We start from the raw sequence: 23,351 nt of genomic DNA, 5'->3' as shown, positions 1-23,351 counted from the left end.
CGCCGGGGGTCCGCGCCGGGCCAGGCGCGGACCCCCGGGCCCGGCGGGCGCCCGCGGGACCGTCGGCAGGCGTCCCCCGGGCACGGCGGGCGTCCGCCGGGCCCGTCGGCGGGCGTCCGTGGATCCCCGGGCTCCGCTGCCGCCCGTCGGCGGACTGTCGCCAGGAGCGTGTGAGAGGCCTGGATACGGGGAACCTTCTGGTCTCCCACCGCGTTTGTCGGTACGTGCACAGTGACATCGCGGTGACAGGGTGTGGCGACGGGCGGGGTGCGGCTACGATGACCGGCACAAGCACGGACGGCGCTAGGGAGTCGTCTTCTGGGGCGGCGCCCGGTGCTTCCCCCGGTCCGGGGGACCGGAGAGAGCCGTCGCCGGGACGAGGAGGACGGGGCATGGTGCAGAAGGCCAAGATCCTCCTGGTCGATGACCGGCCGGAGAATCTGCTGGCGCTGGAGGCCATTCTCTCCGCGCTCGATCAGACGCTGGTGCGGGCATCGTCCGGGGAGGAAGCGCTCAAGGCGCTGTTGACGGACGACTTCGCGGTCATCCTGCTCGACGTGCAGATGCCGGGCATGGACGGTTTCGAGACCGCCGCGCACATCAAGCGGCGGGAGCGGACCCGGGACATCCCGATCATCTTCCTCACCGCCATCAATCACGGCCCCCACCACACCTTCCGGGGGTACGCGGCCGGGGCGGTCGACTACATCTCGAAGCCCTTCGACCCGTGGGTGCTGCGCGCCAAGGTCTCCGTCTTCGTCGAGCTCTACATGAAGAACTGCAAGCTGCGCGAGCAGGCCGCCCTGCTGCGGCTCCAGTTGGAGGGCGGCGGCGAGGCCGGCCACGGCAAGGAGTCCGCGGGACTGCTCGCCGAGCTCTCCGCGCGGCTCGCGGCCGTCGAGGAGCAGGCCGAGGCCCTGTCGAAGCAGCTCGACGACGACTCCGCCGACGCGGCCGCCGTCGCCACCGCCGCGCACCTGGAGCGCAAGCTCACCGGGCTGCGGCGGGCGCTCGACGCGCTGGAGCCGGGGACGGGCGCCGCGCCGTCGCTGCCCGCCCAGAGCTGACGTACCGTCACCGCCCGTTCCGGACGGCGGGGATCACCCCCCGTCCGTCCGGGGGCGCCGTGATGCGGCGTCAGCATCGTGCCCCGGCACGGCCGACACGAACGGGTGAGGCGGACAGGCGGTCTCCACACCGGTAACCTCGGCATCATGGCTTCACGTACGTCCGGCAAGGGTTCCCAGGGCACGGCGAACACCGCAAAGCCGCGCGCCGGCCGGACGACGGGCGCCGCGAAGAAAGCGGCGCCCGCGAAGTCGCCCGCCAAGCCGCCCGCGAAGAAGGCGCCGGCCAGGAAGCCCGCGCCCGCCAAGCGGGCCCCCGCGCGGAAGACCGCCGCGAAGAAGGCCCCGCCCCGCCCCGCCCCGTCCCCGACGGGGGGCGTCTACCGGCTCGCGCGCGGCGCCTGGCTCGGTCTCGCGCACGCGATCGGCGCGATGTTCCGGGGCATAGGGCGCGGCGCCAAGGGGCTCGATCCCGCCCACCGCAAGGACGGCCTCGCGCTGCTCCTCCTCGGGCTCGCGCTGATCGTCGCCGCCGGCACCTGGTCCCACCTGAGCGGCCCGGTCGGCGACCTCGTCGAGATGCTGGTGACCGGGTCCTTCGGCCGGCTCGACCTGCTCGTGCCGCTGCTCCTGGGCGCGATCGGCATCCGGCTGATCCTGTATCCGGAGCGGCCCGAGGCCAACGGCCGGATCAGCATCGGCCTCTCCGCCCTCGTCATCGGCGTCCTCGGCCAGGTGCACATCGCCTGCGGCTCACCGGGGCGCGGCGACGGCAGCGCCGCCATGCAGGACGCCGGCGGGCTCATCGGCTGGGCCGCCTCCCAGCCCCTCGTCTTCATGATGGGTGAGGTCCTCGCCGTCCCGATGCTGGTGCTGCTGACCGTCTTCGGGCTGCTCGTGGTCACCGCCACCCCGGTCAACGCGATCCCGCAGCGGCTGCGTCTGCTCGGCGCGAGGCTGGGCATCGTCGAGCTTCCGTACGACCCGGCCGAGGAGGAGGGCCGGGCGGGCCGCCCCGACCCCGAGGCCTACGACGAGGACTGGGACCCGCGGCCCCGGCCCGCGCGGCCCGCCCGGCGGCGCGCGACCGGCCCGGCGGAGCCGTACGACGTGGACCGGGCCGAGGCGGAGATGCTGGAGCGGCGCGGCCGCCCGGCCCGCGGGGCCTCCGCGCGCCAGGGCGCCGACCCCGGTCTCGACCCGGTGGACGTCGCCGCCGCGGCGGCCGCGGCGCTCGACGGGGCCGTGCTGAACGGCATGCCGCCCTCGCCGATCGTCGCCGACCTCACCAAGGACGTCACCGCCGAGCGGAACGCGGCCGTGGCCGCGTCCGGCGCGCCCGCCCCGGCCGAGAAGGCCGCCCCCGTGCCGCCTGCCCGCGGGGGAGACCGCGCCGGTGGCGGCGTACCGGACCTGACGAAGCCGGCGCCCGAGCCGGCCGACCTGCCGCCCCGCGCCGAGCAGCTCCAGCTCGCCGGCGACATCACGTACTCCCTGCCCTCGCTCGACCTCCTGGAGCGCGGCGGGCCCGGCAAGACGCGCAGCGCCGCCAACGACGCGGTCGTCGACGCGCTCTCCAACGTCTTCACCGAGTTCAAGGTCGACGCGGCCGTCACCGGCTTCACGCGCGGTCCGACGGTCACGCGGTACGAGGTCGAGCTCGGACCGGCCGTGAAGGTCGAGAAGATCACGGCCCTGACGAAGAACATCGCCTACGCCGTGGCCTCGCCCGACGTGCGGATCATCTCGCCGATCCCCGGCAAGTCCGCGGTCGGCATCGAGATCCCGAACAGCGACCGCGAGATGGTCAACCTCGGGGACGTGCTGCGGCTCGCGGACGCGGCCGGCGACGAGCACCCGATGCTCGTCGCGCTCGGCAAGGACGTCGAGGGCGGCTACGTGATGGCCAACCTGGCGAAGATGCCGCACGTCCTGGTCGCCGGTGCCACCGGCTCCGGAAAGTCCTCGTGCATCAACTGCCTCATCACGTCGGTCATGATAAGAGCGACCCCCGAGGACGTCCGGATGGTGCTCGTCGACCCCAAGCGGGTCGAGCTCACCGCCTACGAGGGCATCCCGCACCTGATCACCCCGATCATCACCAACCCCAAGAAGGCCGCCGAGGCGCTCCAGTGGGTCGTGCGCGAGATGGACCTGCGCTACGACGACCTCGCCGCCTTCGGCTACCGGCACATCGACGACTTCAACCAGGCGATCCGGGACGGCAAGATCAAACTGCCCGAGGGCAGCGAGCGCGAGCTCAACCCGTACCCGTACCTCCTCGTGATCGTCGACGAGCTCGCCGACCTGATGATGGTCGCGCCCCGCGACGTCGAGGACTCGATCGTCCGGATCACCCAGCTGGCCCGCGCCGCCGGCATCCACCTGGTGCTCGCCACCCAGCGGCCGTCCGTGGACGTCGTCACCGGCCTGATCAAGGCGAACGTGCCCTCGCGCCTCGCCTTCGCCACCTCGTCGCTCGCCGACAGCCGCGTCATCCTCGACCAGCCCGGCGCCGAGAAGCTGATCGGCAAGGGCGACGGCCTGTTCCTGCCGATGGGCGCCAACAAGCCGGTCCGCATGCAGGGCGCCTTCGTCACCGAGGACGAGGTCGCGGCGATCGTGCGGCACTGCAAGGACCAGATGACGCCGGTCTTCCGGGACGACGTCACCGTCGGGACCAAGCAGAAGAAGGAGATCGACGAGGACATCGGCGACGACCTCGACCTGCTGTGCCAGGCGGCCGAGCTGGTCGTCTCGACCCAGTTCGGCTCCACCTCGATGCTCCAGCGGAAGCTGCGCGTCGGCTTCGCGAAGGCGGGCCGCCTGATGGACCTCATGGAGTCGCGGAACATCGTCGGGCCGAGCGAGGGCTCCAAGGCGCGCGACGTCCTCGTGAAGCCGGACGAGCTGGACGGGGTCCTCGCGGTGATCCGGGGCGAGTCGGGAGCGTAGCGGCGGGCGGGCCGGGTACCCGGTTCGAGACCTGGCCGAGACTCACTCGTAAGGGAAGGGTGGGCAACCGTTTCCCCTGGCCGTACGTCAAGTTGGAGGGAGGGACAGAAGGATGTCCCAGCCTCATGGCGTACAAACAGCACCCGCCCGGTTGCCCCACCCTTTCGTACCACCCATAGACTGAACGTCCAGCAGGTGGCTACACGCTCGAAAGGCGCTCTCGTGTCCATCGGCAACTCCCCCGAAGACGACCGGACCTTCCCGGCAGACGACCGGGACCCGATCGGTCGTGCCCTCCAGCAGGCCCGGATCGCCTCCGGTCTCACCGTCGAAGAGGTCAGTGCCTCCACCCGTGTCCGGATTCCGATCGTGCACGCGATCGAGGAGGACGACTTCTCGCGCTGCGGCGGCGACGTCTACGCCCGCGGCCACATCCGTACCCTCGCGCGCGCCGTCGGCCTCGATCCGGCTCCGCTGATCGAGCAGTACGACGCCGAGCACGGTGGCCGTCCCGCGCCCACCCCCGCCGCCCCGCTCTTCGAGGCGGAACGCATCCGCCCCGAGCCGCGCAGGCCCAACTGGACCGCCGCGATGGTCGCGGCCATCGTCGCCGTCGTCGGCTTCGTCGGCTTCACGATGTTCAACGGGAACGAGGCCCCCAAGGGGTCCGCCGTCGCCGACGGCGGACCGGCCCCCGCCCCGGACAAGGCGACCTCGGCCGCCAAGCCGAAGCCCTCCAAGCCCGCGCCCAAGCCCACCGAGAGCGCGATCGCCGCGGTCCCGCAGGACAAGGTCACGATCAAGCTCTCCGCGATCGACGACAAGAGCTGGATCTCCGCCAAGGCGCACGACGGCAAGCTCCTCTTCGACGGGCTCCTCCTCAAGGGCGAGTCCAAGACCTTCCAGGACGACGAGCGCGTCGACCTGGTCCTCGGCAACGCCGGCGCCATCGAGCTCTACGTGAACGGCAAGAAGCTCGACGACAAGTTCGAATCCGGCCAGGTCGAGCGGCTCAGCTACACCAAGGGCGACCCCGAGGCCGGCTGAGCCCCGCGGCGGGACGGGCCCCGAGGCCCGGCGAGACCCGCGGTGACACGGGCCCCGAGGCCCGCGATGTGACCTCTGTCGCGCAGGTGAACCCTGCGCGACGGGGGAACGGCCGGGACGAAGTAGTCTTGAGTCCATGCCCGAACGCCGTACCGTCGCCCTTGTCACTCTTGGCTGCGCCCGTAACGAGGTGGACTCGGAGGAGCTCGCAGGCCGCTTGGCAGCGGACGGCTGGGAGCTCGTCGAGAACGCCGAGGAAGCGGACGTCGCCGTCGTCAACACCTGCGGATTCGTCGAAGCCGCCAAGAAGGACTCCGTCGACGCCCTCCTCGAAGCCAATGATCTGAAGGACCACGGCAAGACCCAGGCCGTCGTCGCCGTCGGCTGCATGGCCGAGCGGTACGGCAAGGAGCTCGCCGAGGCCCTCCCGGAGGCCGACGGCGTCCTGGGCTTCGACGACTACGCCGACATCTCCAACCGCCTCCAGACCATCCTCAACGGCGGCAGTGTCGAGGCCCACACCCCGCGTGACCGGCGCAAGCTGCTGCCGCTGTCGCCCGTGGAGCGCCAAGAGGCCGCCGCGGCCGTGGCCCTGCCGGGACACGGCGCCGTGGAAGCCCCCGCGAACGTGCCGAGCGACCTGCCCGACGGCCTCGCGCCCGCCTCCGGCCCGCGCGCGCCGCTCCGCCGCCGCCTGGACGCCAGCCCCGTCGCCTCCGTGAAGCTCGCCTCCGGCTGCGACCGCCGCTGCTCCTTCTGCGCCATCCCCTCCTTCCGCGGCTCCTTCGTCTCCCGCCGTCCCTCGGACGTGCTGAACGAGACGCGCTGGCTCGCCGAGCAGGGCGTGAAGGAGGTCATGCTGGTCTCCGAGAACAACACCTCGTACGGCAAGGACCTCGGCGACATCCGGCTCCTGGAGAGCCTGCTGCCCGAGCTGGCCTCCGTCGACGGCATCGAGCGCGTCCGCGTCAGCTACCTCCAGCCCGCCGAGATGCGCCCCGGCCTGATCGACGTCCTCACGTCGACCGACAAGGTCGTGCCCTACTTCGACCTGTCCTTCCAGCACAGCGCCCCGGACGTGCTGCGGGCCATGCGCCGCTTCGGCGACACCGACCGCTTCCTGGAGCTCCTGGAGACCATCCGCTCCAAGGCCCCCACCGCCGGCGCCCGGTCCAACTTCATCGTCGGCTTCCCCGGCGAGACCGAGGCGGACTTCGCCGAGCTGGAACGCTTCATCACCCACGCGCGCCTCGACGCCATCGGCGTCTTCGGCTACTCCGACGAGGACGGCACCGAAGCCGCCTCGTACGAGAACAAGCTCGACCAGGACGTCGTCGACGAGCGCCTCGCCCACCTCTCCCGGCTCGCCGAGGAGCTCACCGCGCAGCGCGCGGAGGAGCGGATCGGAGAGACCCTGGAGGTACTCGTCGAGTCCGAGTCGGACGACGAGGACGAGAAGGGCGGCTGGATCGGCCGCGCGGCCCACCAGGCCCCCGAGACCGACGGACAGGTGCTGCTGCTCACCACGGACGGTGGCGCGGGCTCCAGCCTGGCCCCGGGCCGTATGGTCAGTGCGAAGGTCGTCGGCACGGAAGGCGTCGACCTCGTGGCCGAGTGTCTTTTCGAGGAGGCGGGCAGATGACCGGAGTCCCGGCATCCGCGACGGGCGGGACCGGAAGGCCGGCGCCCCGCGGCAAGCTGGGCGCGGCGGCCGTCAACCAGGCCAGCCTGTGGAACATCGCGAACATCCTCACGATGATCCGGCTCGTCCTCGTGCCGGGCTTCGTGGTGCTCCTGCTCCAGGACGGCGGACACGACCCCGTGTGGCGCGCCTGGGCGTGGGCGGCGTTCGCGGTGGCCATGATCACGGACGTCTTCGACGGGCACCTCGCCCGCACCTACAACCTGGTCACCGACTTCGGGAAGATCGCCGACCCCATCGCCGACAAGGCGATCATGGCGGCCGGACTCGTCTCGCTGTCCTCGCTCGGCGACCTGCCCTGGTGGGTGACCGGGGTCATCCTCGCCCGCGAGCTGGGCATCACCCTGATGCGGTTCTGGGTCATCCGGCACGGAATCATCCCCGCCAGCCGCGGCGGCAAGATGAAGACGCTCGCCCAGGGCACCGCCGTGGGCATGTACGTCCTCATGCTCACCGGCGCCCTGGCCACCTTCCGCTGGTGGGTGATGGCGGTCGCGGTCGTCCTGACGGTCGTGACCGGTCTGGACTACGTCCGGCAGGCCGTCGTCCTGCGGCGCCAGGGGATGGCGGCGGAGCGCGAAACCGCCCGGCCGGAGACGGCGACGCGATGACCGAGGCCGCCCGGGTGCTGGCGCTGCTCGCGGAGCGTGACCAGACGCTCGCCGCCGCCGAGTCGCTCACGGGCGGACTGGTGGCCGCCGAGCTCACCGGAGTGCCCGGAGCCTCGGTGTCCTTCCTGGGGTCGGTCACGGCCTACGCCACGGCCCTCAAGCGCGATCTCCTCGGCGTCGACGGAGCCCTGCTCACGGAGCGCGGAGCGGTCGATCCCGAGGTCGCGCTGCAGATGGCGGCCGGTGTGCGGGACCGGCTGGGCGCCGACTGGGGGATCTCGACGACCGGCGTCGCGGGGCCCGCCCCGCAGGACGGCCAGCCCGTCGGAACGGTCTACGTGGCCCTCGCCGGGCCGGCCGCGACGAGCGCCCGCGCCGGGAAAGTGGTGTCGTTGAGGTTGAACGGCGACCGTGCGGAAATCCGTAGAGAGAGCGTACGGAGCGTGCTGGAACTGCTCCGTGAGGAACTCTCGGGAAATGCGCGGGCACAGGATACGGAACACAACGGGGGGAATTGATGTTTGCAGCCCTGAGTGAACACGACATCGCTCCCCGCACGGCCGCCGCGCGAGGCGGTACGGTGGTGCGTGAAGGATGCGGCTACGCGGTCCGAGGAGGGAGCCACCGATGATTCTGCTCCGTCGCCTGCTGGGTGACGTGCTGCGTCGGCAGCGCCAGCGCCAGGGCCGTACTCTGCGCGAAGTCTCCTCGTCGGCCCGAGTCTCGCTCGGCTATCTCTCCGAGGTGGAGCGGGGGCAGAAGGAGGCTTCCTCCGAGCTGCTCTCCGCGATCTGCGACGCGCTGGACGTACGGATGTCCGAGCTCATGCGCGAAGTGAGCGACGAGCTGTCGCTGGCCGAACTGGCCGAGTCGGCAGCGGCGAGCGAACCGGTGCCGACGCCGGTACGCCCGAGGCTCAATTCGGTGTCGGTGACGTCGGTGGCCGGTGTGCCCACCGGGCGGGTGACCATCAAGGCCCCCGCCGAAGCGGTGGACGTCGTCGCTGCCTGAACCGAAACACGGGACGAAGCCCCGGCCGGTGCCTCTTCATGGGGGCCGGCCGGGGCTTTGTTCGTGTGTGGGGGGCTTCCTTGCCGGTCTTTGCGCGTGCCGGTGGGGAGGCGGGCCGTTCCGCTGGAGATGCCGGGTTCCGGGGTGCCGTGCCATGGTGGGAGGGACGTAAGACTGGGCCGTGTGCGCCGGTCCTGCCCCCGGTGCGCCCTCCCGCAGGGTGATCCTGCCGGTCTAGCGTCGACCGCAGGAGGCGGCCATGATACGGCGACGGGTTCCGCTGGTGACGCTCGCGTTGCTCGCGTGCGGCCTCGCGGCCGGAGGGCTCTGGTGGTGGGCGGTCCTGCGGCTGCTGCTCGTGCCCGCGGAGACCGGGACGGTCGAGGGTGCGGTGGCCGCGGGCGGCTGGGGGCTGAGCCTGCTCCCCGTGCACGTGGCGGCCTCGACGGCGCGCAGACGCCCGGCCCCCGGCTCCGTACGGTCCGGGGCGCTCGCGGCGCCGGGGCTTCCGGGCGGGGCCGTCCGGCGGGTCACCAGGGCATCGCGACGCCGCCGTTGGGGCGGAGGATCTGGCCGGTCGTGAAGGCGGACGCGTCGGAGGCCAGGTGCAGCACCGCGTGGGCGATGTCCTCGGCCTCGCCGACCCGCCGCAACGGCGAGTGGCGCACCATCGCCGCCTCGGCCTGCTCCTGGGCCGCCGGCTCGTGGCGGTCCGTCATCGGGGTGCGGATCCAGCCCGGGGCGATCGCGTTGACGCGGATGCCGTGCGGGCCCGCCTCCGTGGCCAGGGTCTTCGTCAGCTGGACGACGGCCGCCTTGGTGACGCTGTAGCAGAGCAGGCCCGGGCTCGCGGTGTCCATCGCGCCCGAGGCCATCGTCACGATGGACCCGGGGACGCCGGAGTCGATCATCGAACGGGCCGCCTCCTGGCAGGCGTGCAGCACCCCCTTGAAGTTCACGGCGAGGACGCGGTCGAGGTCCTCGTCCCGGGTCTCCAGGACCGTGCTCGTGTGCATGATGCCCGCGATGGCGGCCATCACGTGGAGCGGGCCGGCGGCGCGGACGGCCGCCGCGAGGGCGGGCCGGTCGGTGACGTCCAGGACGTGGGTGCGGGCGGTGCCGCCCTCGCGGGCGATGAGGGCGGCGGTCTCCGCGAGCCCCGCCTCGTCGCGGTCGGCGCAGTGGACGGTGGCACCGGCCCGGGCGAGGAGGGCCGCGGAGGCGCGGCCGATGCCGCTCGCGGCTCCGGTGACGAACGCGGTGCGGCCGGTCAGGTCGTACGCCGGGAGGGTCCTCGTCGTCGTCATGTCCGGACCGTACGACCAGATCTGACGGGTCGTCAATTGTCGTGGAGGGTTCCGTCCGGGCCCCGCTGGCAGCCCGGGCACCAGTACGTGACCCGGTCGCCGAGCTCCGCCTTGCGGATCGCGGTGCCGCAGCGCAGGCAGGGGCGGCCCTCGCGGCCGTAGACGTGGAGCGGGGTCCCCGGGCGCCGCGTGGTCGTGGTGCGGCGGTCCGGGCGCTCCTTGTTCGCGTCGAGCAGCCGGTGGGCCGTGGCGACCAGACGGGCCGGGACGTCCGGGGCGAGCTCGCCGACCGGGAGCCAGGGGGTCACGGCGGCCAGGAACGCCAGCTCGGACTTGTACACGTTGCCGATGCCGGCCAGGTTCCGCTGGTCGAGGAGGGCGGTGCCGAGGGGGCGGTCGGGGTCGGCGACGAGCCGTCGCACGGCCTCGTCGGGATCCCAGTCCGGGCCCAGCAGGTCCGGGCCCAGGTGGCCCACGGCCCCCGCCTCCTCGGCCGTGCGGATCAGCTCCAGGACGGGGAGGCGGTAGCCGTACGCGGTGGACTCGGCGTTCCCGAGGATCGCGCGGATCTGGTGCTCGGGGCCGCCGCGCGGGCGCTCCCCGGTGGCGTACACCCGCCAGGCGCCGTCCATCCGCAGGTGCGAGTGGAGGGTGAGCCCGCCCTCGATCCGGGCGAGCAGGTGCTTGCCGCGCGGGGTGACGTCGAGGACGGTGCGGCCGGTGAGGTCGGCGGTCGCGAAGCGGGGGACGCGGAGGTCCGCGCGGGTGAGGACGCGGCCGGCGAGCGCGGCGTGCAGACGCCGCGCGGCCTGCCAGATGGTGTCTCCTTCGGGCACGGCTCCATTGTGCGGCTCGGGGGGCGGGGGTGGGGGCGGTGCGGGCGGTGCGGGGCGTGGCGCCTGGGGTGCGGGGCTTGCCGCCTGCGCCCGGCGTGCGGGCGCGCCGCCCGCGCCCGTGTGGGCCGGCGCCCGGCCCGTTGTGGGCTCGCGCCCCGCCGTTGCGGGCGGCGCCCCCGCCGGGCCCGTTGTGGGCAGGCGTTCCGCAAGGGGCGGAACGGGTGGGCACAACGGACCAGCGCCCTGCCGGTGCCAGAGGCTCCTGCGCCCGGACCCGCACCACCCGGGTGCCGTCACAGGTGGTGCGGGCCCAGGCGCAGAACGCGGAGGCGCCGCGAGAGGGCGCCGTCCCGTGTGCCCACCCGTCCCGCCCCAGCGGGACGATTGCCCACACGGGGCGTGGGCGGCGGGCTCCTATGGGCAGCAGGCCCCGCCCGCACGGGGCGTGGGCGACGGGCCATCCAGGCGCGGGCGCGGGCCTCACAGGCAGCCGTGGGCGACGGCCCCGCGCGGGGAGGGCCCACGCGGGCACAGGCACGTACGGGGCCAGCGGGCGCCGGCCCACGACGGGCACGGGCACCGGTCATACGGGCGTAGGCACCGGCCCGCCCAGGCACCGGCCCGGGTCACGCGCGGAGGCGGAGGCCTCGGGGGGTGGCCAGGAAGCCGGCCGTTTCCAGGGCGCGGGCCAGGGGCGACGTCAGGGACGCCGCACCGTTGACCCGCTCCACCGTCACCGTCCCCAGCGTCCCCGCCCTCGCCGACGCCGCCAGCGCCTCCGCCGCCGCCCGCAGCGCCGGGTCGTCCGGGTCCGACGGCCAGGACAGGAGCGTCTTGCCGCCCCGCTCCATGTAGAGCGTGAGCTCGCCGTCGACCAGGACCACCATCGAGCCCGCCTTCCGGCCCGGCTTGTGACCCGCGCCCGTCGGGGGCTCGGGCCAGGGCAGGGCCGCACCGTACGCGTTCGCGGGATCCGCCGCGGCGAGGACGAGCGCGCGGGGGCCCGCCGCCGCGTCGACGCCCCGGTCGCGGGCCGTCGCGGCGGCCCGCAGCCGGTCCACCGCCCCGTCCATCGCGAACTGCGCCGCGCCGAGCCCCTCCACGACATAGCCGCGCCGCGCCTGGCCGCTGTCCTCGAAGGCGGCCAGGATCCGGTACGTGGCGGAGAAACCGCCCTCCACGCCCTCGGCGGCCACCGCGCCCCGGGTGACCACGCCGTGCCGGTCGAGGAGGGTGCGGGCGAGGGCGTGCGCCCGGTGCGTCGGCTCCGGCTCGGGGGGAGGCAGCAGGGACCAGCGGCCGGAGACCGTCGGCGGACCCGTGCGCGAGACCGGCCGGGAGGCCGCCGTCAGCGTGCCGTACCGGCCGCGCGGGACCGTGCGCCGCGCGCGGTGCGCCGTGGAGCCCGCCGTGCGGCCCGAACCGAGGAGCGCGCGCAGCGGGGCCAGGGTGTCGTTGGTGAGCCGGCCCGACCAGGCCAGGTCCCACAGGGCGTCGGCCAGCTGCGGATCGGTGGCGTCCGGGTGCGTGGTGGCCCGGATCTGGTCGGCGATCTGCCGGAAGAACAGGCCGTACCCGCCGGAGAGGGCCGTCAGGACCGACTCGTGCAGGGCGGACAGCTCCAGGGGGTGCGCCGGCGGCAGGAGCAGCGGGGCCGCCTCCGCCAGGTAGAGGGAGACCCAGCCGTCCTTGCCCGGCAGCGAGCCCGCGCCCGCCCAGACGACCTCGCCGGTCGTCGTCAGCTCGTCCAGGAGCGCGGGGGAGTAGTCCCGCACCCGGGACGGAAGGATCAGCTTCTCCAGGGCCGATGCGGGGACCGGCGCCCCCTGGAGCTGCTCGACGGCGCGCGCGAGCCCGTCGATCCCGCGCAGACCGCCGCTCCCCACGTGCTGCCACTGCGGCAGGAAGGTGGCGAGGGCCGCCGGAGGCACCGGCTCCAGCTCGTGGCGCAGGGCCGCCAGGGAGCGGCGCCGCAGACGGCGCAGGACGGTCGCGTCGCACCATTCCTGGCCGATGCCCGAGGGGTGGAACTCGCCCTGGACGGCCCTGCCCGAGGCCGCGAGGCGCTGGAGCCCGCCGTCCGTGACGGCCGCGCCGAGGCCGAAGCGGGCGGCGGCCTGCGAGGAGGTGAACGGGCCGTGCGTGCGCGCGTACCGCGCGAGGAGGTCGCCCAGCGGGTCCTTGACCGGTTCGGTGAAGGCCTCGGGGACGCCGACGGGCAGGGCCGTCCCCAGGGCGTCCCGGAGACGCCCCGCGTCCTCGATGGCGGCCCAGTGGTCCCGGCCGCCGATCCGCACCCGGATCGCGCGGCGGGCCGCCGAGAGCTCGGGCGCCCAGCCGGGCTCGGCGCCCCGCTCGGCCAGCTCCGCGTCCGTCAGCGGCCCCAGCACCCGCAGCAGGTCGGCGACGCCCTCCACGTCCTTGATCCGGCGGTCCTCCGTCAGCCACTGGAGCTCCCGCTCCAGCTCCGTCAGCACCTCCGGGTCGAGCAGCTCGCGCAGCTCGGCCTGGCCGAGGAGCTCGGCGAGCAGCCGGGAGTCCAGCGAGAGGGCGGCGGCCCGCCGCTCCGCGAGCGGGGAGTCGCCCTCGTACAGGAACTGCGCCACGTAGCCGAAGAGCAGCGAGCGGGCGAAGGGCGAGGGCTCCGGGGTGGTGACCTCGACCAGCCGGACCCGGCGGGCTTCGATGTCCCCCATGAGCTCCGTCAGGCCGGGGAGGTCGAAGACGTCCTGGAGGCACTCGCGGACGGCCTCCAGCACGATCGGGAACGAGCCGAACTCGCTCGCCACCTGGAGGAGCTGGGCCGCCCGCTGCCGCTGCTGCCACAGCGGGGTGCGCTTGCCCGGGTTCCGCTTCGGCAGCAGCAGCGCGCGGGCGGCGCACTCGCGGAAGCGGGAGGCGAACAGCGCCGAGCCGCCCACCTGGTCGGTGACGATCTGCCCGATCTCGCCCCGGTCGAAGAGGGCGTCCGCCGCACCCACGGGAGCCTTGTCCGCGTCGTACGCCGTGTCCAGGTGCCGGCTCGGGTCGACCGGCTCGTGGTCGAGCAGGTCCAGGCCCATGTCCAGGCCCATCAGGTCGGCGTCCGGCAGGCGCAGCACGATGCCGTCGTCCGCGTGCATCACCTGCGCGTCCATGCCGTACCGCTCGGCCAGCCGCGCGCCGAGCGCCAGTGCCCACGGGGCGTGCACCTGCGCCCCGAACGGGGAGTGGATGACGACGCGCCAGTCCCCGAGCTCGTCGCGGAAGCGCTCGACCAGGATCGTCCGGTCGTCCGGGACGTGGCCGCAGGCCTCGCGCTGCTCCTTGAGGTACGCGAGGACGTTCTCCGCGGCCCAGGCGTCCAGGCCCGCGGTGAGCAGCCGCAGGCGGGCGTCCTCGTCCCCGAGGGCGCCGACCTCGCGGAGGAACGCGCCCACCGCACGACCCAGTTCCAGCGGACGGCCCAGCTGGTCGCCCTTCCAGAACGGCAGCCGCCCCGGCACGCCGGGCGCGGGGGAGACGAGCACCCGGTCCCGGGTGATGTCCTCGATCCGCCAGGAGGTGGTGCCGAGCGTGAAGACGTCACCGACCCGCGACTCGTACACCATCTCCTCGTCGAGCTCGCCGACCCGGCCCCCGCCCTTCTTGGGGTCGGAGCCCGCCAGGAAGACGCCGAACAGACCCCGGTCGGGGATCGTGCCGCCCGAGGTCACGGCGAGCCGCTGGGCGCCCGGCCGTCCCGTGACCGTCCCGGCGACCCGGTCCCAGACCACGCGCGGGCGCAGCTCGGCGAAGGCGTCCGAGGGGTAGCGTCCGGCCAGCATGTCCAGGACGCCGGTGAACGCCGACTCCGGCAGCGACGAGAAGGGGGCCGAGCGGCGCACCACGGCCAGCAGGTCGTCCACCTGCCAGGTGTCGAGCGCGACCATCGCGACCAGCTGCTGCGCGAGGACGTCCAGCGGATTGGCGGGGATCCGCATCGACTCGATCGCGCCGGAGCGCATCCGCTCGGTGACCACGGCCGCCTGCACCAGGTCGCCCCGGTACTTGGGGAAGACCACGCCCGTGGAGACGGCGCCCACCTGGTGGCCCGCGCGCCCCACGCGCTGGAGGCCGGAGGCCACCGACGGCGGCGACTCGACCTGCACCACCAGGTCGACCGCGCCCATGTCGATGCCGAGCTCCAGACTGGACGTGGCCACCACGGCGGGCAGCCGGCCGGCCTTCAGGTCCTCCTCCACCTGGGCGCGCTGTTCCTTCGAGACGGAACCGTGGTGGGCGCGCGCGAGCAGCGCCGGGGCGCCCTGCGCCGCCCCCGACTGGGCCATGACCTGGGCCGGAGGAGTGCCCTCCGGGAGCGGCTCGCCGGTCGCCCGCTCGTACGCGATCTCGTTGAGCCGGTTGCACAGGCGCTCGGCGAGCCGGCGGGAGTTCGCGAAGACGATCGTCGAGCGGTGAGACTGCACCAGGTCGGCGATCCGCTCCTCGACGTGCGGCCAGATCGAGGGCTTGTCCCCGCCGTCCTTCCCCTCGGAGGCGGGCGAGCCGCCGAGCTCGCCCATGTCCTCGACGGGGACGACGACGGACAGGTCGAACTCCTTGCCCGACGGGGGCTGCACGATCTCCACGGCCCGCCCCGGCGACAGGTAGCGGGCCACCTCGTCGACCGGGCGGACCGTGGCCGACAGGCCGATCCGGCGCGCCGGGCGGGGCAGCAACTCGTCGAGCCGCTCCAGGGAGAGGGCCAGGTGTGCGCCCCGCTTCGTGCCCGCGACCGCGTGGACCTCGTCCAGGATGACCGTCTCCACGCCCGACAGGGCCTCGCGCGTGGCGGAGGTCAGCATCAGGAACAGGGACTCGGGCGTGGTGATCAGGATGTCCGGCGGCCGCGTCGCGAGCGCCCGCCGCTCGGCCGGCGGGGTGTCCCCGGACCGGATCCCGACCCGGACGTCAGGCTCGGGCAGACCGAGCCGGACCGACTCCTGGCGGATGCCGGTCAGTGGCGAGCGGAGGTTCCGCTCGACGTCCACGGCGAGGGCCTTCAGCGGCGACACGTACAGCACGCGGCAGCGCTTCTTCGCCTCGGCGGGCGGGGGCGAGGCCGCGAGCCGGTCCAGGGAGGCGAGGAAGGCCGCCAGGGTCTTGCCCGAGCCGGTGGGCGCGACGACGAGCACGTCGGAGCCCGCGCCGATGGCCTGCCAGGCGCCTTCCTGCGCGGCTGTGGGCGCGGTGAAGGCCCCGGTGAACCAACCACGGGTCGCCGGGGAGAACGATGCGAGCGCGGACCTGACCATGCCCCCCATCGTGCACCCGGGCACTGACAACCGTCCGGACCTGGGCGGTCCCGATCGTCGCGGGGCGCGGACGGAGCGCAGAATGGGGGAATGGCGACGGGCGCGACGAGGGGCGGAGCGGGCGGGGAGCGGGCCCGGTACTGGCAGTACGCCGAGCTGCCCGGGGTCGACCTGCTGCACGCCCACTACGTCCGCAAGGCCTTCGCCCGGCACACCCACGAGAGCTTCGTCTTCGCCGCGATCACCGAGGGCGTCGAGGCCTTCCACTACCGCGACGAACTCGTCCAGGCGGGTCCCGGACAGATCGCGCTGGTCAACCCGGACACCCCGCACACCGGTCACGCGGGCGTGCCCGAGGGCTGGACCTACCGGACGATCTACCCGGACGCGGAGATCGTCCGGTCGATCGCCGCCGACACGTTCGCCCTGCGCGGCGAGGCCGGCTTCACCTCGCCCGTCGTCGACGACCCGTACGCCGCCCGGCTCGTCGTCGGCGTCCACCGGGCCGCCGAGGAGGGCAACGCGCTCGCCGCGGACAGCCTGCTGCGCCTGGTCACCGCGCGGATGCTGCGCAGCCACGGCGGTCTCGTCACCCCGCTCCCGCCCCGCTCGGCCGGGGCCAGGAACGCGGCACGCGCGCGCGAGGTGCTGGAAGCGGGGATGGCCGGGCCGCCGACCCTGGAGCGGCTCGCCGCCGACCTCGGCACCAGCCCGTTCGCGCTGCTCCGGGCCTTCCGCGAGGCGTACGGGATGCCTCCGCACACCTGGCTCACCGACGCGCGCGTACGGCGGGCCCGCAGGCTCCTCGACACCGGCACGCCGCCGGCGGAGGCGGCCGCCGCCGTCGGCTTCACCGACCAGTCGCACCTCAGCCGGCACTTCACCCGCAGCGTCGGGGTGCCGCCGGGCGCCTACCAGCGCGCGCGTGGCGCGGCCCGGGAGGCACCGGGTCCCGGTGGTGCGAAACCGTAGGCACTGGCTCCGGGTGGCGCGAGACCGTAGGCACCGGCCCCGGGTGGCGCGAGACCGGAGGCACGGGCTCCCGGTGGTCGCAGGACCGGAAGCTTCGGCCCCAGGTGGCGCAAGAACGTACAAGACCTGACCGGAAACGGCCCCGTACCGTCTCCGATGTGGCAGAACAGACAGCACCTCCCGTCATACGCGACGGCACCCCGGTCAAACCCGACGCGGCGGTCGTCCGCGACGCGCTCGGCGTCGGCATCGCCGTCGGGCTCTCCGGCTTCGCCTTCGGCGTGACCTCCGCGGGCTCCGGCCTCAGCCTCCTCCAGACCTGTGTCCTCAGCCTGCTCGTCTTCACCGGCGCCTCGCAGTTCGCCCTGGTCGGAGCGCTCGCCGCGGGCGGCAACCCCTTCACCGCCGCCGCCGGCGCCTTCTTCCTGGGCACCCGAAACGCCTTCTACGGACTGCGGCTCTCCCAGCTCCTGGCCGTACCGAAGTCCGTCCGGCCCCTCGCCGCGCACTGGGTGATCGACGAGACCACGGCCGTCTCCCTCGCCCAGCCGTCCCGCCGCGCCGCCCGGATCGGCTTCACCGTCACCGGCCTCACCCTGTACGTCCTGTGGAACCTGACCACCTTCCTCGGCGCGCTCGGGGCCGAGGCCGTCGGCGACACCGCGGCCTGGGGACTCGACGCCGCGGGCCCCGCCGTCTTCCTGGCCCTGCTGGCCCCGATGCTGAAGTCCACGACCGAGCGCGCCACCGCCGGGATCGCCGTCCTGCTGGGCCTCGGGCTGCTGCCCGTCCTGCCCGCCGGTGTCCCGGTCCTCGCCGCCGCCCTCGCCGCGCCCGCCGTGCTCTGGGCCCAGGGCCGGCGCACGGCCCGCACCGGAGGAGAGAAGGACCCCCGATGAACGTCTGGATCGCGATCGCCCTCACCGCGGGCGGCTGCTACCTCGTCAAGCTGATCGGCCTGCTCGTGCCCGCCGGAGCGCTGGAACGCCCGCTGGTCCAGCGCCTCGCCGCGCTGCTCCCCGTCGCCCTGCTCGCCGCGCTGACGGCGCAGCAGACCTTCAGCACCGGCGGTGACCTCGTCGTGGACGCGCGGGCCGCCGGGCTCGCGGCGGCCGCCGTCGCGCTGATCCTGCGCGCCCCGTTCCTGGTCGTGGTGGGCGCGGCCGTCGCCGTCACGGCGGGGGTGCGGGCCCTCGGGTGGTGACGGCGGGACGCGTGCGGGGCCGGTGACGGCGTCCGGCGCTCGGCCCCGCCCCGTCAGTCGATCGGGCGGCCGTGCGCGCGCAGGGTGCGCAGGGCCTCGACGGTGACGATCGGGCGCCATTCCAGGTCCGAGCCGGGCGCCCACGCCCGCCACCGGATCGGCCAGCCGCCGTCCTCCCGCTGGTCGGCCTGGAGCCGGTCGAGCGAGCGCGCCATCTCCTCCTCCGTGAACCAGCGCCCGGCCAGGGAGTCCGGCACGCGCGCGTAGTCGTGCGGGTAGTGGTACTCGCCGGGCGCGTAGCCGTCCGCGAGCGGGTGGTCCTCCGGCCGGTCCGGATCGAGGACGGCGAGGCCCTGCTCGCGGACGAGCCGGCCGAGCCGGTCCGCCGCGGCCTCGGCGCGCGGGCGGTCGGGGGCCGAGTCCAGGAAGGCGACGGCGGCCTGGACCTCGTACGGATGGGACTTCTCCAGCGACTCCACGGCCGACCAGCAGAACTCGGTGGCCCGGAACAGCCACGCGTGCCACACCTGGTTGCGGTGCAGCACGCCGACCACCGGGCCGGTCGAGAGCAGCGCGCTCGGCGGGGAGTCGACGACCGGGACGAAGGGCGCCGAGGGGTAGCGGCGCTGGGACGGGTGGATCGCGGGGAGCGCCCCGTCGTGGGTGGAGACCTCGGTGAGGTAGCGGCAGATCCGCTCCACGCGCAGTCCGCCGCAGCGGCCGATGGAGTCCAGGATCCGCAGTCCGTGCGCGGTGTGCAGGGGCTGGCTGACCGGGCCGCGCAGATCCGGTTCGAGCGCGTGTCCGTAGCCGCCGTCCTCGTTGAGGTACGCCATGAGGGCCGTCTCGACCCGGTCCGGGCCGCCGCGCAGGAAGTGGTAGGCGAACCGGTGCTGTTCGAGGACGCGGGCCGTCAGCCAGATGAAGTGCTCGGCGCGTGCCAAGGGAGTCGAGGGCGGGGAGGGGAGCGGGTTTTCGGCCATGCTCCGACGGTAGGGCGGAAAAGCGCGGTGACAAGGTCTGCGGAGCGGGCTGCACTCTTGGGAGCGGGATACTGGGGTCATGCGGTTGACGATTTTCTGGGAACGGATGGCCGACCACTTCGGTGCGTCCTACGCCGAGTCCTTCGCTCGCGACCATGTGATGGCGGAGCTCGGGGGCCGGACGGTGCGCGAGGCGCTGGACGCGGGCTGGGAGGCGAAGGACGTGTGGCGGGCCGTCTGCGCGGCCGTCGACGTCCCGGCCGACAAGCGGTGACCCGACGGCGGACCGTGGGCTGACCGGAGGGGATGTGCGGGGTCCGGGAGGGAATGTCCGTGCGGTGCGCGAGACTGGCGGGGTGGCCCCGACTGACGACACCGACCAGACCGAACCGAACGGCGTGCCCGACCCGGCAGGCGTGACGGCCTCCCCGGCCCCTGCTCACGCCCCGGCCCAGGACTCGGCTCCCGCGCCGACCGAGAGTCACGCCCCGGCGCAGGCTCCGGCGCCGGCTCACGCCCCTGTGGCGGCGGCGCAGGCCGCAGCACAGACCCCGGCCCCGAGAACGGCGGCCGACGGCCCGACGACTCCGGCCGCCGCCGTGTCGGACCCGGGGCCCGGACCGGCGGCGGGGGCCGCGCGGATGCCGCGCTGGCTGCCCCGCGCGCTCGTGCTCGCCCTCGCGCTCTACGCCGTCTTCCAGCTGGGGAACTGGGCCTTCCACCAGGTCATCGGCCTCCTCGTCAACATACTGCTGGCCTTCTTCCTCGCCCTCGCCATCGAGCCGGCGGTCGGACGCATGGCGGCGCGCGGCATGCGGCGCGGCCTCGCCACCTTCCTCGTTTTCTTCGCCGTGACGGTCTTCGGCGTCGGCTTCGTCGTCCTCCTCGGGTCGATGCTGGCCGGCCAGATCGTCGACATGGTCGAGAACTTCCCGAAGTACCTCGACTTGCTGATCAACTGGATCAACCAGAACTTCCACACGGACCTGTCGCGCGTCGAGGTCCAGGACAGCGTCCTGAGCTCGGACTGGCTCCAGAAGTACGTGCAGAACAGCGCGTCCGGAGTCCTCGACGTCTCCGCCACGGTCCTCGGCGGGCTCTTCAGACTCCTCACGATCTTCCTGTTCGCCTTCTACTTCGCGGCGGACGGGCCCCGGCTGCGGCGCGCGCTCTGCTCCGTCCTGCCGCCCGCCCGCCAGACCGAGGTCCTGCGGGCCTGGGAGATCGCCGTCGACAAGACCGGCGGCTACCTCTACTCGCGCGGTCTGATGGCGCTCATCTCGGGCGTCGCGCACTTCGTGGTCTTCGAGATCCTGGGCGTGCCCTACGCCCCGGCCCTCGCGGTGTGGGTCGGCCTGGTCTCGCAGTTCATCCCGACCATCGGCACCTACCTGGCCGGCGCGCTGCCCATGCTGATCGCCTTCACGGTCAACCCCTGGTACGCGCTGTGGGTCCTCGGCTTCGTCGTGATCTACCAGCAGTTCGAGAACTACGTGCTCCAGCCCAAGCTCACCTCGAAGACCGTCGACATCCACCCGGCGGTCGCCTTCGGCTCGGTCATCGCGGGCACGGCGCTGCTCGGCGCCGTCGGGGCGCTGATCGCCATCCCGGCCGTCGCCACCCTCCAGGCCTTCCTCGGCGCGTACGTGAAGCGGTACGACGTGACGGACGACCCGCGCGTCCACGGCCACCGCAGGTACGGCGAGGCGGTCGTCGCCCGGTTGCAGAAGGCCCTGCACCACAAGAAGGAGCCCTCGCAGGGGGAGACCTGATCCCGCAGGGCCACCCGGAGCCTCCGACGAGCCGGTGGGCCCTCTCGTACGGGACGCCCGTGCGACGCGGTGAGGCGCGGCGCCGTGTCATTGCTGGCCGAGTTGCTTAGTAAAAAAAGTGACTATGCTGGCCGTGGCGGGCGCGTGGTGCGCCGATGGTCGAGGAAGGCGGAGGCCCATGTCGGACGGCACGTTTCTGCGGTACGTCGCCCTGGGGGACAGCCAGACGGAGGGGGTCGGTGACGGTGACGACACCGTCGGGCTCCGCGGCTGGGCGGACCGCCTCGCCGAGTCGCTCGCCCGCGCGCAGCCCGGCGTGCGCTACGCCAACCTGGCCGTGCGCGGCCGTCTCGCCGGGCAGGTCCGGGCCGAGCAGCTCGGCCCCGCCCTCGCCCTCCGGCCGGACTTCGCCACGGTCGTCGCCGGCGTCAACGACGCCCTCCGGCCCCGCTTCGACGCGGACGCGACGGCCGGACACCTGGAGGCGATGTTCGCCGCGCTGACCGGTCAGGGCGCCCGCGTCGCCACGCTCACCTTCCCCGACGTCAGTCGCATCACCCCGCTCGCCCGCCCGCTCGGCCCCCGGATCGAGGCCCTCAACGAGCGCATCCGCGTCGTCTCGCGCCGGCACGGCGTCCTGGTCGTCGAAGCGTCCGCACACCCCGTCGTCACCGACCCCCGGCTGTGGAGCCCCGACCGGCTCCACGCCGGACCCGTCGGTCACGCGCGCATCGCCGCCGCCGTCGCCCACGCGCTCGCGCTGCCCGGCTCCGACGACTCCTGGACCCACCCCCTGCCCCCGCGGGCTCGCCCCACCGGCCTGGGGACGGTGACCGCCGAACTCCGCTGGGCCGGCACCTTCCTCGGGCCCTGGCTCGGCCGGCGGCTGCGCGGACGCTCCTCCGGCGACGAGCGGCGCGCCAAGCGGCCGGAACTGCTGCCGGTGACCGCCCTTCCCCAGTAGGTTCATGGCGCCGACGGACACAGTGGGAAGGGCGCGGTCGTGATCGAGACCGAACTGGAGCTGGACGACGGGCGCGTGCTGCACGTCTACGACACCGGAGGCGGCGGCACCGGACCGACCGTCTTCTGGCAGCACGGAACGCCGAACATCGGCACGCCCCCGGGGCCGCTCCTCCCGCACTCCGCCCGCCTCGGGATCCGCTGGGTGTCGTACGACCGCCCCGGATACGGCGGATCCACTCCCCGCCCCGGCCGGGACGTCGCCTCGGCGGCCGAGGACGTGCGGGCCGTCGCCGACGCGCTCGGGATCGGCCGGTTCACCGTCATGGGGCACTCCGGCGGCGGCCCGCACGCCCTGGCGTGCGGCGCCCTTCTGCCGGACCGGGTACGGGCCGTGGTCGCGGTGGCCTCATTGGCCCCCTTCGGTGCCGAAGGGCTCGACTGGTTCGCCGGCATGACGCCCTCCGGGGCCGCGGGCCTGCGCGCCGCCGCCGAGGGGCGCGCGGCGAAGGAGGCGCACGAGGCGGACGCCGCGTACGACCCGCAGATGTTCACGCCCGCCGACCACGCCGCGCTGGCCGGGGAGTGGTCCTGGTTCGACGACGTCGTCGAACCCGCCGTGGAGGGCGGGCCGGGCGGGCTGATCGACGACGACCTCGCGTACGTCGCCCCGTGGGGCTGCGACCCGGCCCGGATCGCAGCGCCGGTCCTGCTGCTGCACGGCGGCGAGGACCGCATCGTGCCGAGCGCGCACGGCCGGTGGCTGGCGGGCCGCTGTCCCGGCGCCGAGCTGCGGCTCACCCCGGCCGACGGGCACATCTCCGTCCTCGACGGCGGCCCCGCGGCCCTGGACTGGCTCGCCGACCGCGCCGTGTGACGGCGGGTGGAGCGCGGGGCCCCGTCAGGACCCGGCGGCGATGACGCGGAAGTCGTGGCCCTCGGGGTCGGACATGGGCGTGACGGTGGCACGATCGGCGTTGATCTCGGTGCCGTCGGTGCCGTCGGTGCCGTCGGTGGCGAGTTCGGTGGCGAGTTCGGTGGCGCCGAGGGCCCGCAGTCGTGCCGTCTCCGCCTCCTGATCGTCGCCGGGGCGGCAGAGCAGGCCGAGGAGGACGCGGTCCGGCACGGTCTTCGTGTCGGGGGTGCGGAAGAATTCGAGGTACGGGCCGACCTCTTCGGCGGATCGCAGCACCGCGTGGTCGTCGGCCACCTCGCGCAGCGTCCAGTCCAGTGCCCCGTCCCAGAACCGGGCCATGGCGCGCGGGTCCGCGCAGTCGACGACCACCGCGGCGATCGGGCCGGTGTCCCGGTAGACCTCCCGGGGCTCCAGCACGCACAGCACGTTGCCCTCCGGATCGGCGAGGACGGTCCACGGCACATCGCCCTGGCCGATGTCGACGGGCGTCGCGCCCAGGTCTTCGAGGCGCGCGACCAGCTCCGCCTGATGGGCGGCGGAGGTGGTCGCGAGATCGAGGTGAACCCGGTTCTTGACCGCGGGCCGGGGTCCGGGGGCGGAGACGACCTCGACCCCGAGGCCGAGCGGGTCCGGCGGGCCGAGGGCCTCCGCCCAGAAGCGGCGGACCGCCGCGGGGGCGAGGGCCTCGATGGTCAGGAGGACGGGTCGAAGCGGCATGCGGGCCCCAGG

Annotated in this window: 20 protein-coding genes; 15 read left to right on the top strand and 5 right to left on the bottom strand. The window is 74.1% G+C overall.

Annotated elements, in window-relative coordinates; all coding sequences use genetic code 11:
* The first annotated feature begins 392 nt into the window (after positions 1-392).
* From ACFYXU_RS28170 to ACFYXU_RS28135, 8 genes are all read left to right on the top strand, one after another.
* The gene (locus tag ACFYXU_RS28170) at positions 393-1,067 is read left to right on the top strand and encodes a response regulator (RefSeq protein WP_329857354.1); all 675 of its coding nucleotides are present in this window, start codon (positions 393-395) and stop codon (positions 1,065-1,067) included.
* A 147-nt stretch (positions 1,068-1,214) separates the two neighbouring features.
* On the top strand, positions 1,215-4,022 hold the full coding sequence (locus tag ACFYXU_RS28165) for a DNA translocase FtsK (protein WP_376512269.1): 2,808 nt from the start codon (positions 1,215-1,217) through the stop codon (positions 4,020-4,022).
* 222 nt (positions 4,023-4,244) lie between these two features.
* Positions 4,245-5,069, top strand: a complete 825-nt coding sequence (locus tag ACFYXU_RS28160; RefSeq protein WP_361403453.1) for a helix-turn-helix domain-containing protein — start codon at positions 4,245-4,247, stop codon at positions 5,067-5,069.
* A 136-nt stretch (positions 5,070-5,205) separates the two neighbouring features.
* Positions 5,206-6,711 carry a 30S ribosomal protein S12 methylthiotransferase RimO gene (gene rimO / locus ACFYXU_RS28155; RefSeq protein ID WP_389460530.1) on the top strand — a complete coding sequence of 502 codons (1,506 nt, stop codon included), beginning with the start codon at positions 5,206-5,208 and terminating at the stop codon, positions 6,709-6,711.
* Positions 6,708-7,382: a CDP-diacylglycerol--glycerol-3-phosphate 3-phosphatidyltransferase gene (pgsA, locus tag ACFYXU_RS28150; protein WP_329857349.1), complete on the top strand. Its 675-nt coding sequence runs from the start codon at positions 6,708-6,710 to the stop codon at positions 7,380-7,382. Before rimO ends, pgsA begins: the two co-directional genes overlap by 4 nt.
* Positions 7,379-7,900, top strand: a complete 522-nt coding sequence (locus ACFYXU_RS28145) for a CinA family protein (RefSeq protein ID WP_389408383.1) — start codon at positions 7,379-7,381, stop codon at positions 7,898-7,900. Before pgsA ends, ACFYXU_RS28145 begins: the two co-directional genes overlap by 4 nt.
* A 109-nt stretch (positions 7,901-8,009) precedes the next feature.
* On the top strand, positions 8,010-8,393 hold the full coding sequence (locus tag ACFYXU_RS28140; protein ID WP_329857347.1) for a helix-turn-helix transcriptional regulator: 384 nt from the start codon (positions 8,010-8,012) through the stop codon (positions 8,391-8,393).
* A 259-nt stretch (positions 8,394-8,652) separates the two neighbouring features.
* A complete protein-coding gene (locus ACFYXU_RS28135; RefSeq protein ID WP_389460528.1) occupies positions 8,653-8,976 on the top strand; it encodes a hypothetical protein in 324 nt (107 codons plus the stop codon).
* Here ACFYXU_RS28135 and ACFYXU_RS28130 read toward each other — a convergent pair.
* The 3 genes from ACFYXU_RS28130 to ACFYXU_RS28120 form a co-directional block, all read right to left on the bottom strand.
* On the bottom strand, positions 8,924-9,700 hold the full coding sequence (locus tag ACFYXU_RS28130) for an SDR family NAD(P)-dependent oxidoreductase (RefSeq protein WP_376512277.1): 777 nt from the start codon (positions 9,698-9,700) through the stop codon (positions 8,924-8,926). The two genes, ACFYXU_RS28135 and ACFYXU_RS28130, sit on opposite strands and share 53 nt — an antisense overlap.
* A 32-nt stretch (positions 9,701-9,732) precedes the next feature.
* Entirely contained in the window at positions 9,733-10,536 is an 804-nt protein-coding gene (locus ACFYXU_RS28125) for a DNA-formamidopyrimidine glycosylase family protein (RefSeq protein WP_376512279.1), read from the bottom strand.
* A gap of 626 nt (positions 10,537-11,162) precedes the next feature.
* Positions 11,163-15,812 carry a DEAD/DEAH box helicase gene (locus ACFYXU_RS28120; protein WP_389460525.1) on the bottom strand — a complete coding sequence of 1,550 codons (4,650 nt, stop codon included), beginning with the start codon at positions 15,810-15,812 and terminating at the stop codon, positions 11,163-11,165.
* Between the two features lie 90 nt (positions 15,813-15,902).
* Here ACFYXU_RS28120 and ACFYXU_RS28115 point away from each other — a divergent pair, with 90 nt between their 5' ends.
* From ACFYXU_RS28115 to ACFYXU_RS28105, 3 genes are all read left to right on the top strand, one after another.
* A complete protein-coding gene (locus ACFYXU_RS28115; protein WP_389460523.1) occupies positions 15,903-16,784 on the top strand; it encodes an AraC family transcriptional regulator in 882 nt (293 codons plus the stop codon).
* Positions 16,785-16,942: 158 nt separating this feature from the next.
* Entirely contained in the window at positions 16,943-17,683 is a 741-nt protein-coding gene (locus ACFYXU_RS28110; protein ID WP_376512285.1) for an AzlC family ABC transporter permease, read from the top strand.
* Positions 17,680-17,988: an AzlD domain-containing protein gene (locus ACFYXU_RS28105; protein WP_361403424.1), complete on the top strand. Its 309-nt coding sequence runs from the start codon at positions 17,680-17,682 to the stop codon at positions 17,986-17,988. The genes ACFYXU_RS28110 and ACFYXU_RS28105 overlap by 4 nt, the downstream gene beginning before the upstream one ends.
* Before the next feature lie 53 nt (positions 17,989-18,041).
* On the opposite strand, the gene ACFYXU_RS28100 is transcribed toward ACFYXU_RS28105, so the two are convergent.
* Positions 18,042-18,971: a hypothetical protein gene (locus ACFYXU_RS28100; RefSeq protein WP_389460521.1), complete on the bottom strand. Its 930-nt coding sequence runs from the start codon at positions 18,969-18,971 to the stop codon at positions 18,042-18,044.
* Between the two features lie 79 nt (positions 18,972-19,050).
* Between ACFYXU_RS28100 and ACFYXU_RS28095 the strand changes: the two genes are divergently transcribed.
* From ACFYXU_RS28095 to ACFYXU_RS28080, 4 genes are all read left to right on the top strand, one after another.
* Entirely contained in the window at positions 19,051-19,245 is a 195-nt protein-coding gene (locus ACFYXU_RS28095) for a DUF3046 domain-containing protein (protein WP_041662943.1), read from the top strand.
* Between the two features lie 367 nt (positions 19,246-19,612).
* Positions 19,613-20,743 (top strand): AI-2E family transporter, encoded by a 1,131-nt coding sequence (locus tag ACFYXU_RS28090; protein ID WP_389460568.1) that lies wholly within the window; start codon positions 19,613-19,615, stop codon positions 20,741-20,743.
* A 178-nt stretch (positions 20,744-20,921) separates the two neighbouring features.
* Positions 20,922-21,707 carry an SGNH/GDSL hydrolase family protein gene (locus ACFYXU_RS28085; protein ID WP_389460519.1) on the top strand — a complete coding sequence of 262 codons (786 nt, stop codon included), beginning with the start codon at positions 20,922-20,924 and terminating at the stop codon, positions 21,705-21,707.
* Positions 21,708-21,746: 39 nt separating this feature from the next.
* Complete coding sequence (locus ACFYXU_RS28080; RefSeq protein WP_389460517.1) at positions 21,747-22,583, top strand: alpha/beta hydrolase; 837 nt, start codon at positions 21,747-21,749, stop codon at positions 22,581-22,583.
* A 24-nt stretch (positions 22,584-22,607) separates the two neighbouring features.
* Here ACFYXU_RS28080 and ACFYXU_RS28075 read toward each other — a convergent pair whose 3' ends face one another.
* Entirely contained in the window at positions 22,608-23,339 is a 732-nt protein-coding gene (locus tag ACFYXU_RS28075) for a VOC family protein (RefSeq protein ID WP_389460515.1), read from the bottom strand.
* Positions 23,340-23,351: the final 12 nt, after the last annotated feature.

The organism is Streptomyces sp. NPDC002232, from assembly GCF_042890295.1.
GTDB lineage: Bacteria > Actinomycetota > Actinomycetes > Streptomycetales > Streptomycetaceae > Streptomyces.
This window is presented reverse-complemented; position numbering and strand designations above follow the sequence as displayed.

What these genes read in the sequence shown, in the direction of transcription:
- ACFYXU_RS28170 (WP_329857354.1), top strand. Translation starts at nt 393, where the DNA reads ATGGTGCAGAAGGCCAAGATCCTCCTGGTCGATGACCGGCCGGAGAAT.
- ACFYXU_RS28165 (WP_376512269.1), top strand. Translation starts at nt 1,215, where the DNA reads ATGGCTTCACGTACGTCCGGCAAGGGTTCCCAGGGCACGGCGAACACC.
- rimO (WP_389460530.1), top strand. Translation starts at nt 5,206, where the DNA reads ATGCCCGAACGCCGTACCGTCGCCCTTGTCACTCTTGGCTGCGCCCGT.
- pgsA (WP_329857349.1), top strand. Translation starts at nt 6,708, where the DNA reads ATGACCGGAGTCCCGGCATCCGCGACGGGCGGGACCGGAAGGCCGGCG.
- ACFYXU_RS28145 (WP_389408383.1), top strand. Translation starts at nt 7,379, where the DNA reads ATGACCGAGGCCGCCCGGGTGCTGGCGCTGCTCGCGGAGCGTGACCAG.
- ACFYXU_RS28140 (WP_329857347.1), top strand. Translation starts at nt 8,010, where the DNA reads ATGATTCTGCTCCGTCGCCTGCTGGGTGACGTGCTGCGTCGGCAGCGC.
- ACFYXU_RS28135 (WP_389460528.1), top strand. Translation starts at nt 8,653, where the DNA reads ATGATACGGCGACGGGTTCCGCTGGTGACGCTCGCGTTGCTCGCGTGC.
- ACFYXU_RS28130 (WP_376512277.1), bottom strand. Translation starts at nt 9,700, where the DNA reads ATGACGACGACGAGGACCCTCCCGGCGTACGACCTGACCGGCCGCACC.
- ACFYXU_RS28120 (WP_389460525.1), bottom strand. Translation starts at nt 15,812, where the DNA reads ATGGTCAGGTCCGCGCTCGCATCGTTCTCCCCGGCGACCCGTGGTTGG.
- ACFYXU_RS28115 (WP_389460523.1), top strand. Translation starts at nt 15,903, where the DNA reads ATGGCGACGGGCGCGACGAGGGGCGGAGCGGGCGGGGAGCGGGCCCGG.
- ACFYXU_RS28105 (WP_361403424.1), top strand. Translation starts at nt 17,680, where the DNA reads ATGAACGTCTGGATCGCGATCGCCCTCACCGCGGGCGGCTGCTACCTC.
- ACFYXU_RS28100 (WP_389460521.1), bottom strand. Translation starts at nt 18,971, where the DNA reads ATGGCCGAAAACCCGCTCCCCTCCCCGCCCTCGACTCCCTTGGCACGC.
- ACFYXU_RS28095 (WP_041662943.1), top strand. Translation starts at nt 19,051, where the DNA reads ATGCGGTTGACGATTTTCTGGGAACGGATGGCCGACCACTTCGGTGCG.
- ACFYXU_RS28090 (WP_389460568.1), top strand. Translation starts at nt 19,613, where the DNA reads ATGCCGCGCTGGCTGCCCCGCGCGCTCGTGCTCGCCCTCGCGCTCTAC.
- ACFYXU_RS28085 (WP_389460519.1), top strand. Translation starts at nt 20,922, where the DNA reads ATGTCGGACGGCACGTTTCTGCGGTACGTCGCCCTGGGGGACAGCCAG.
- ACFYXU_RS28075 (WP_389460515.1), bottom strand. Translation starts at nt 23,339, where the DNA reads ATGCCGCTTCGACCCGTCCTCCTGACCATCGAGGCCCTCGCCCCCGCG.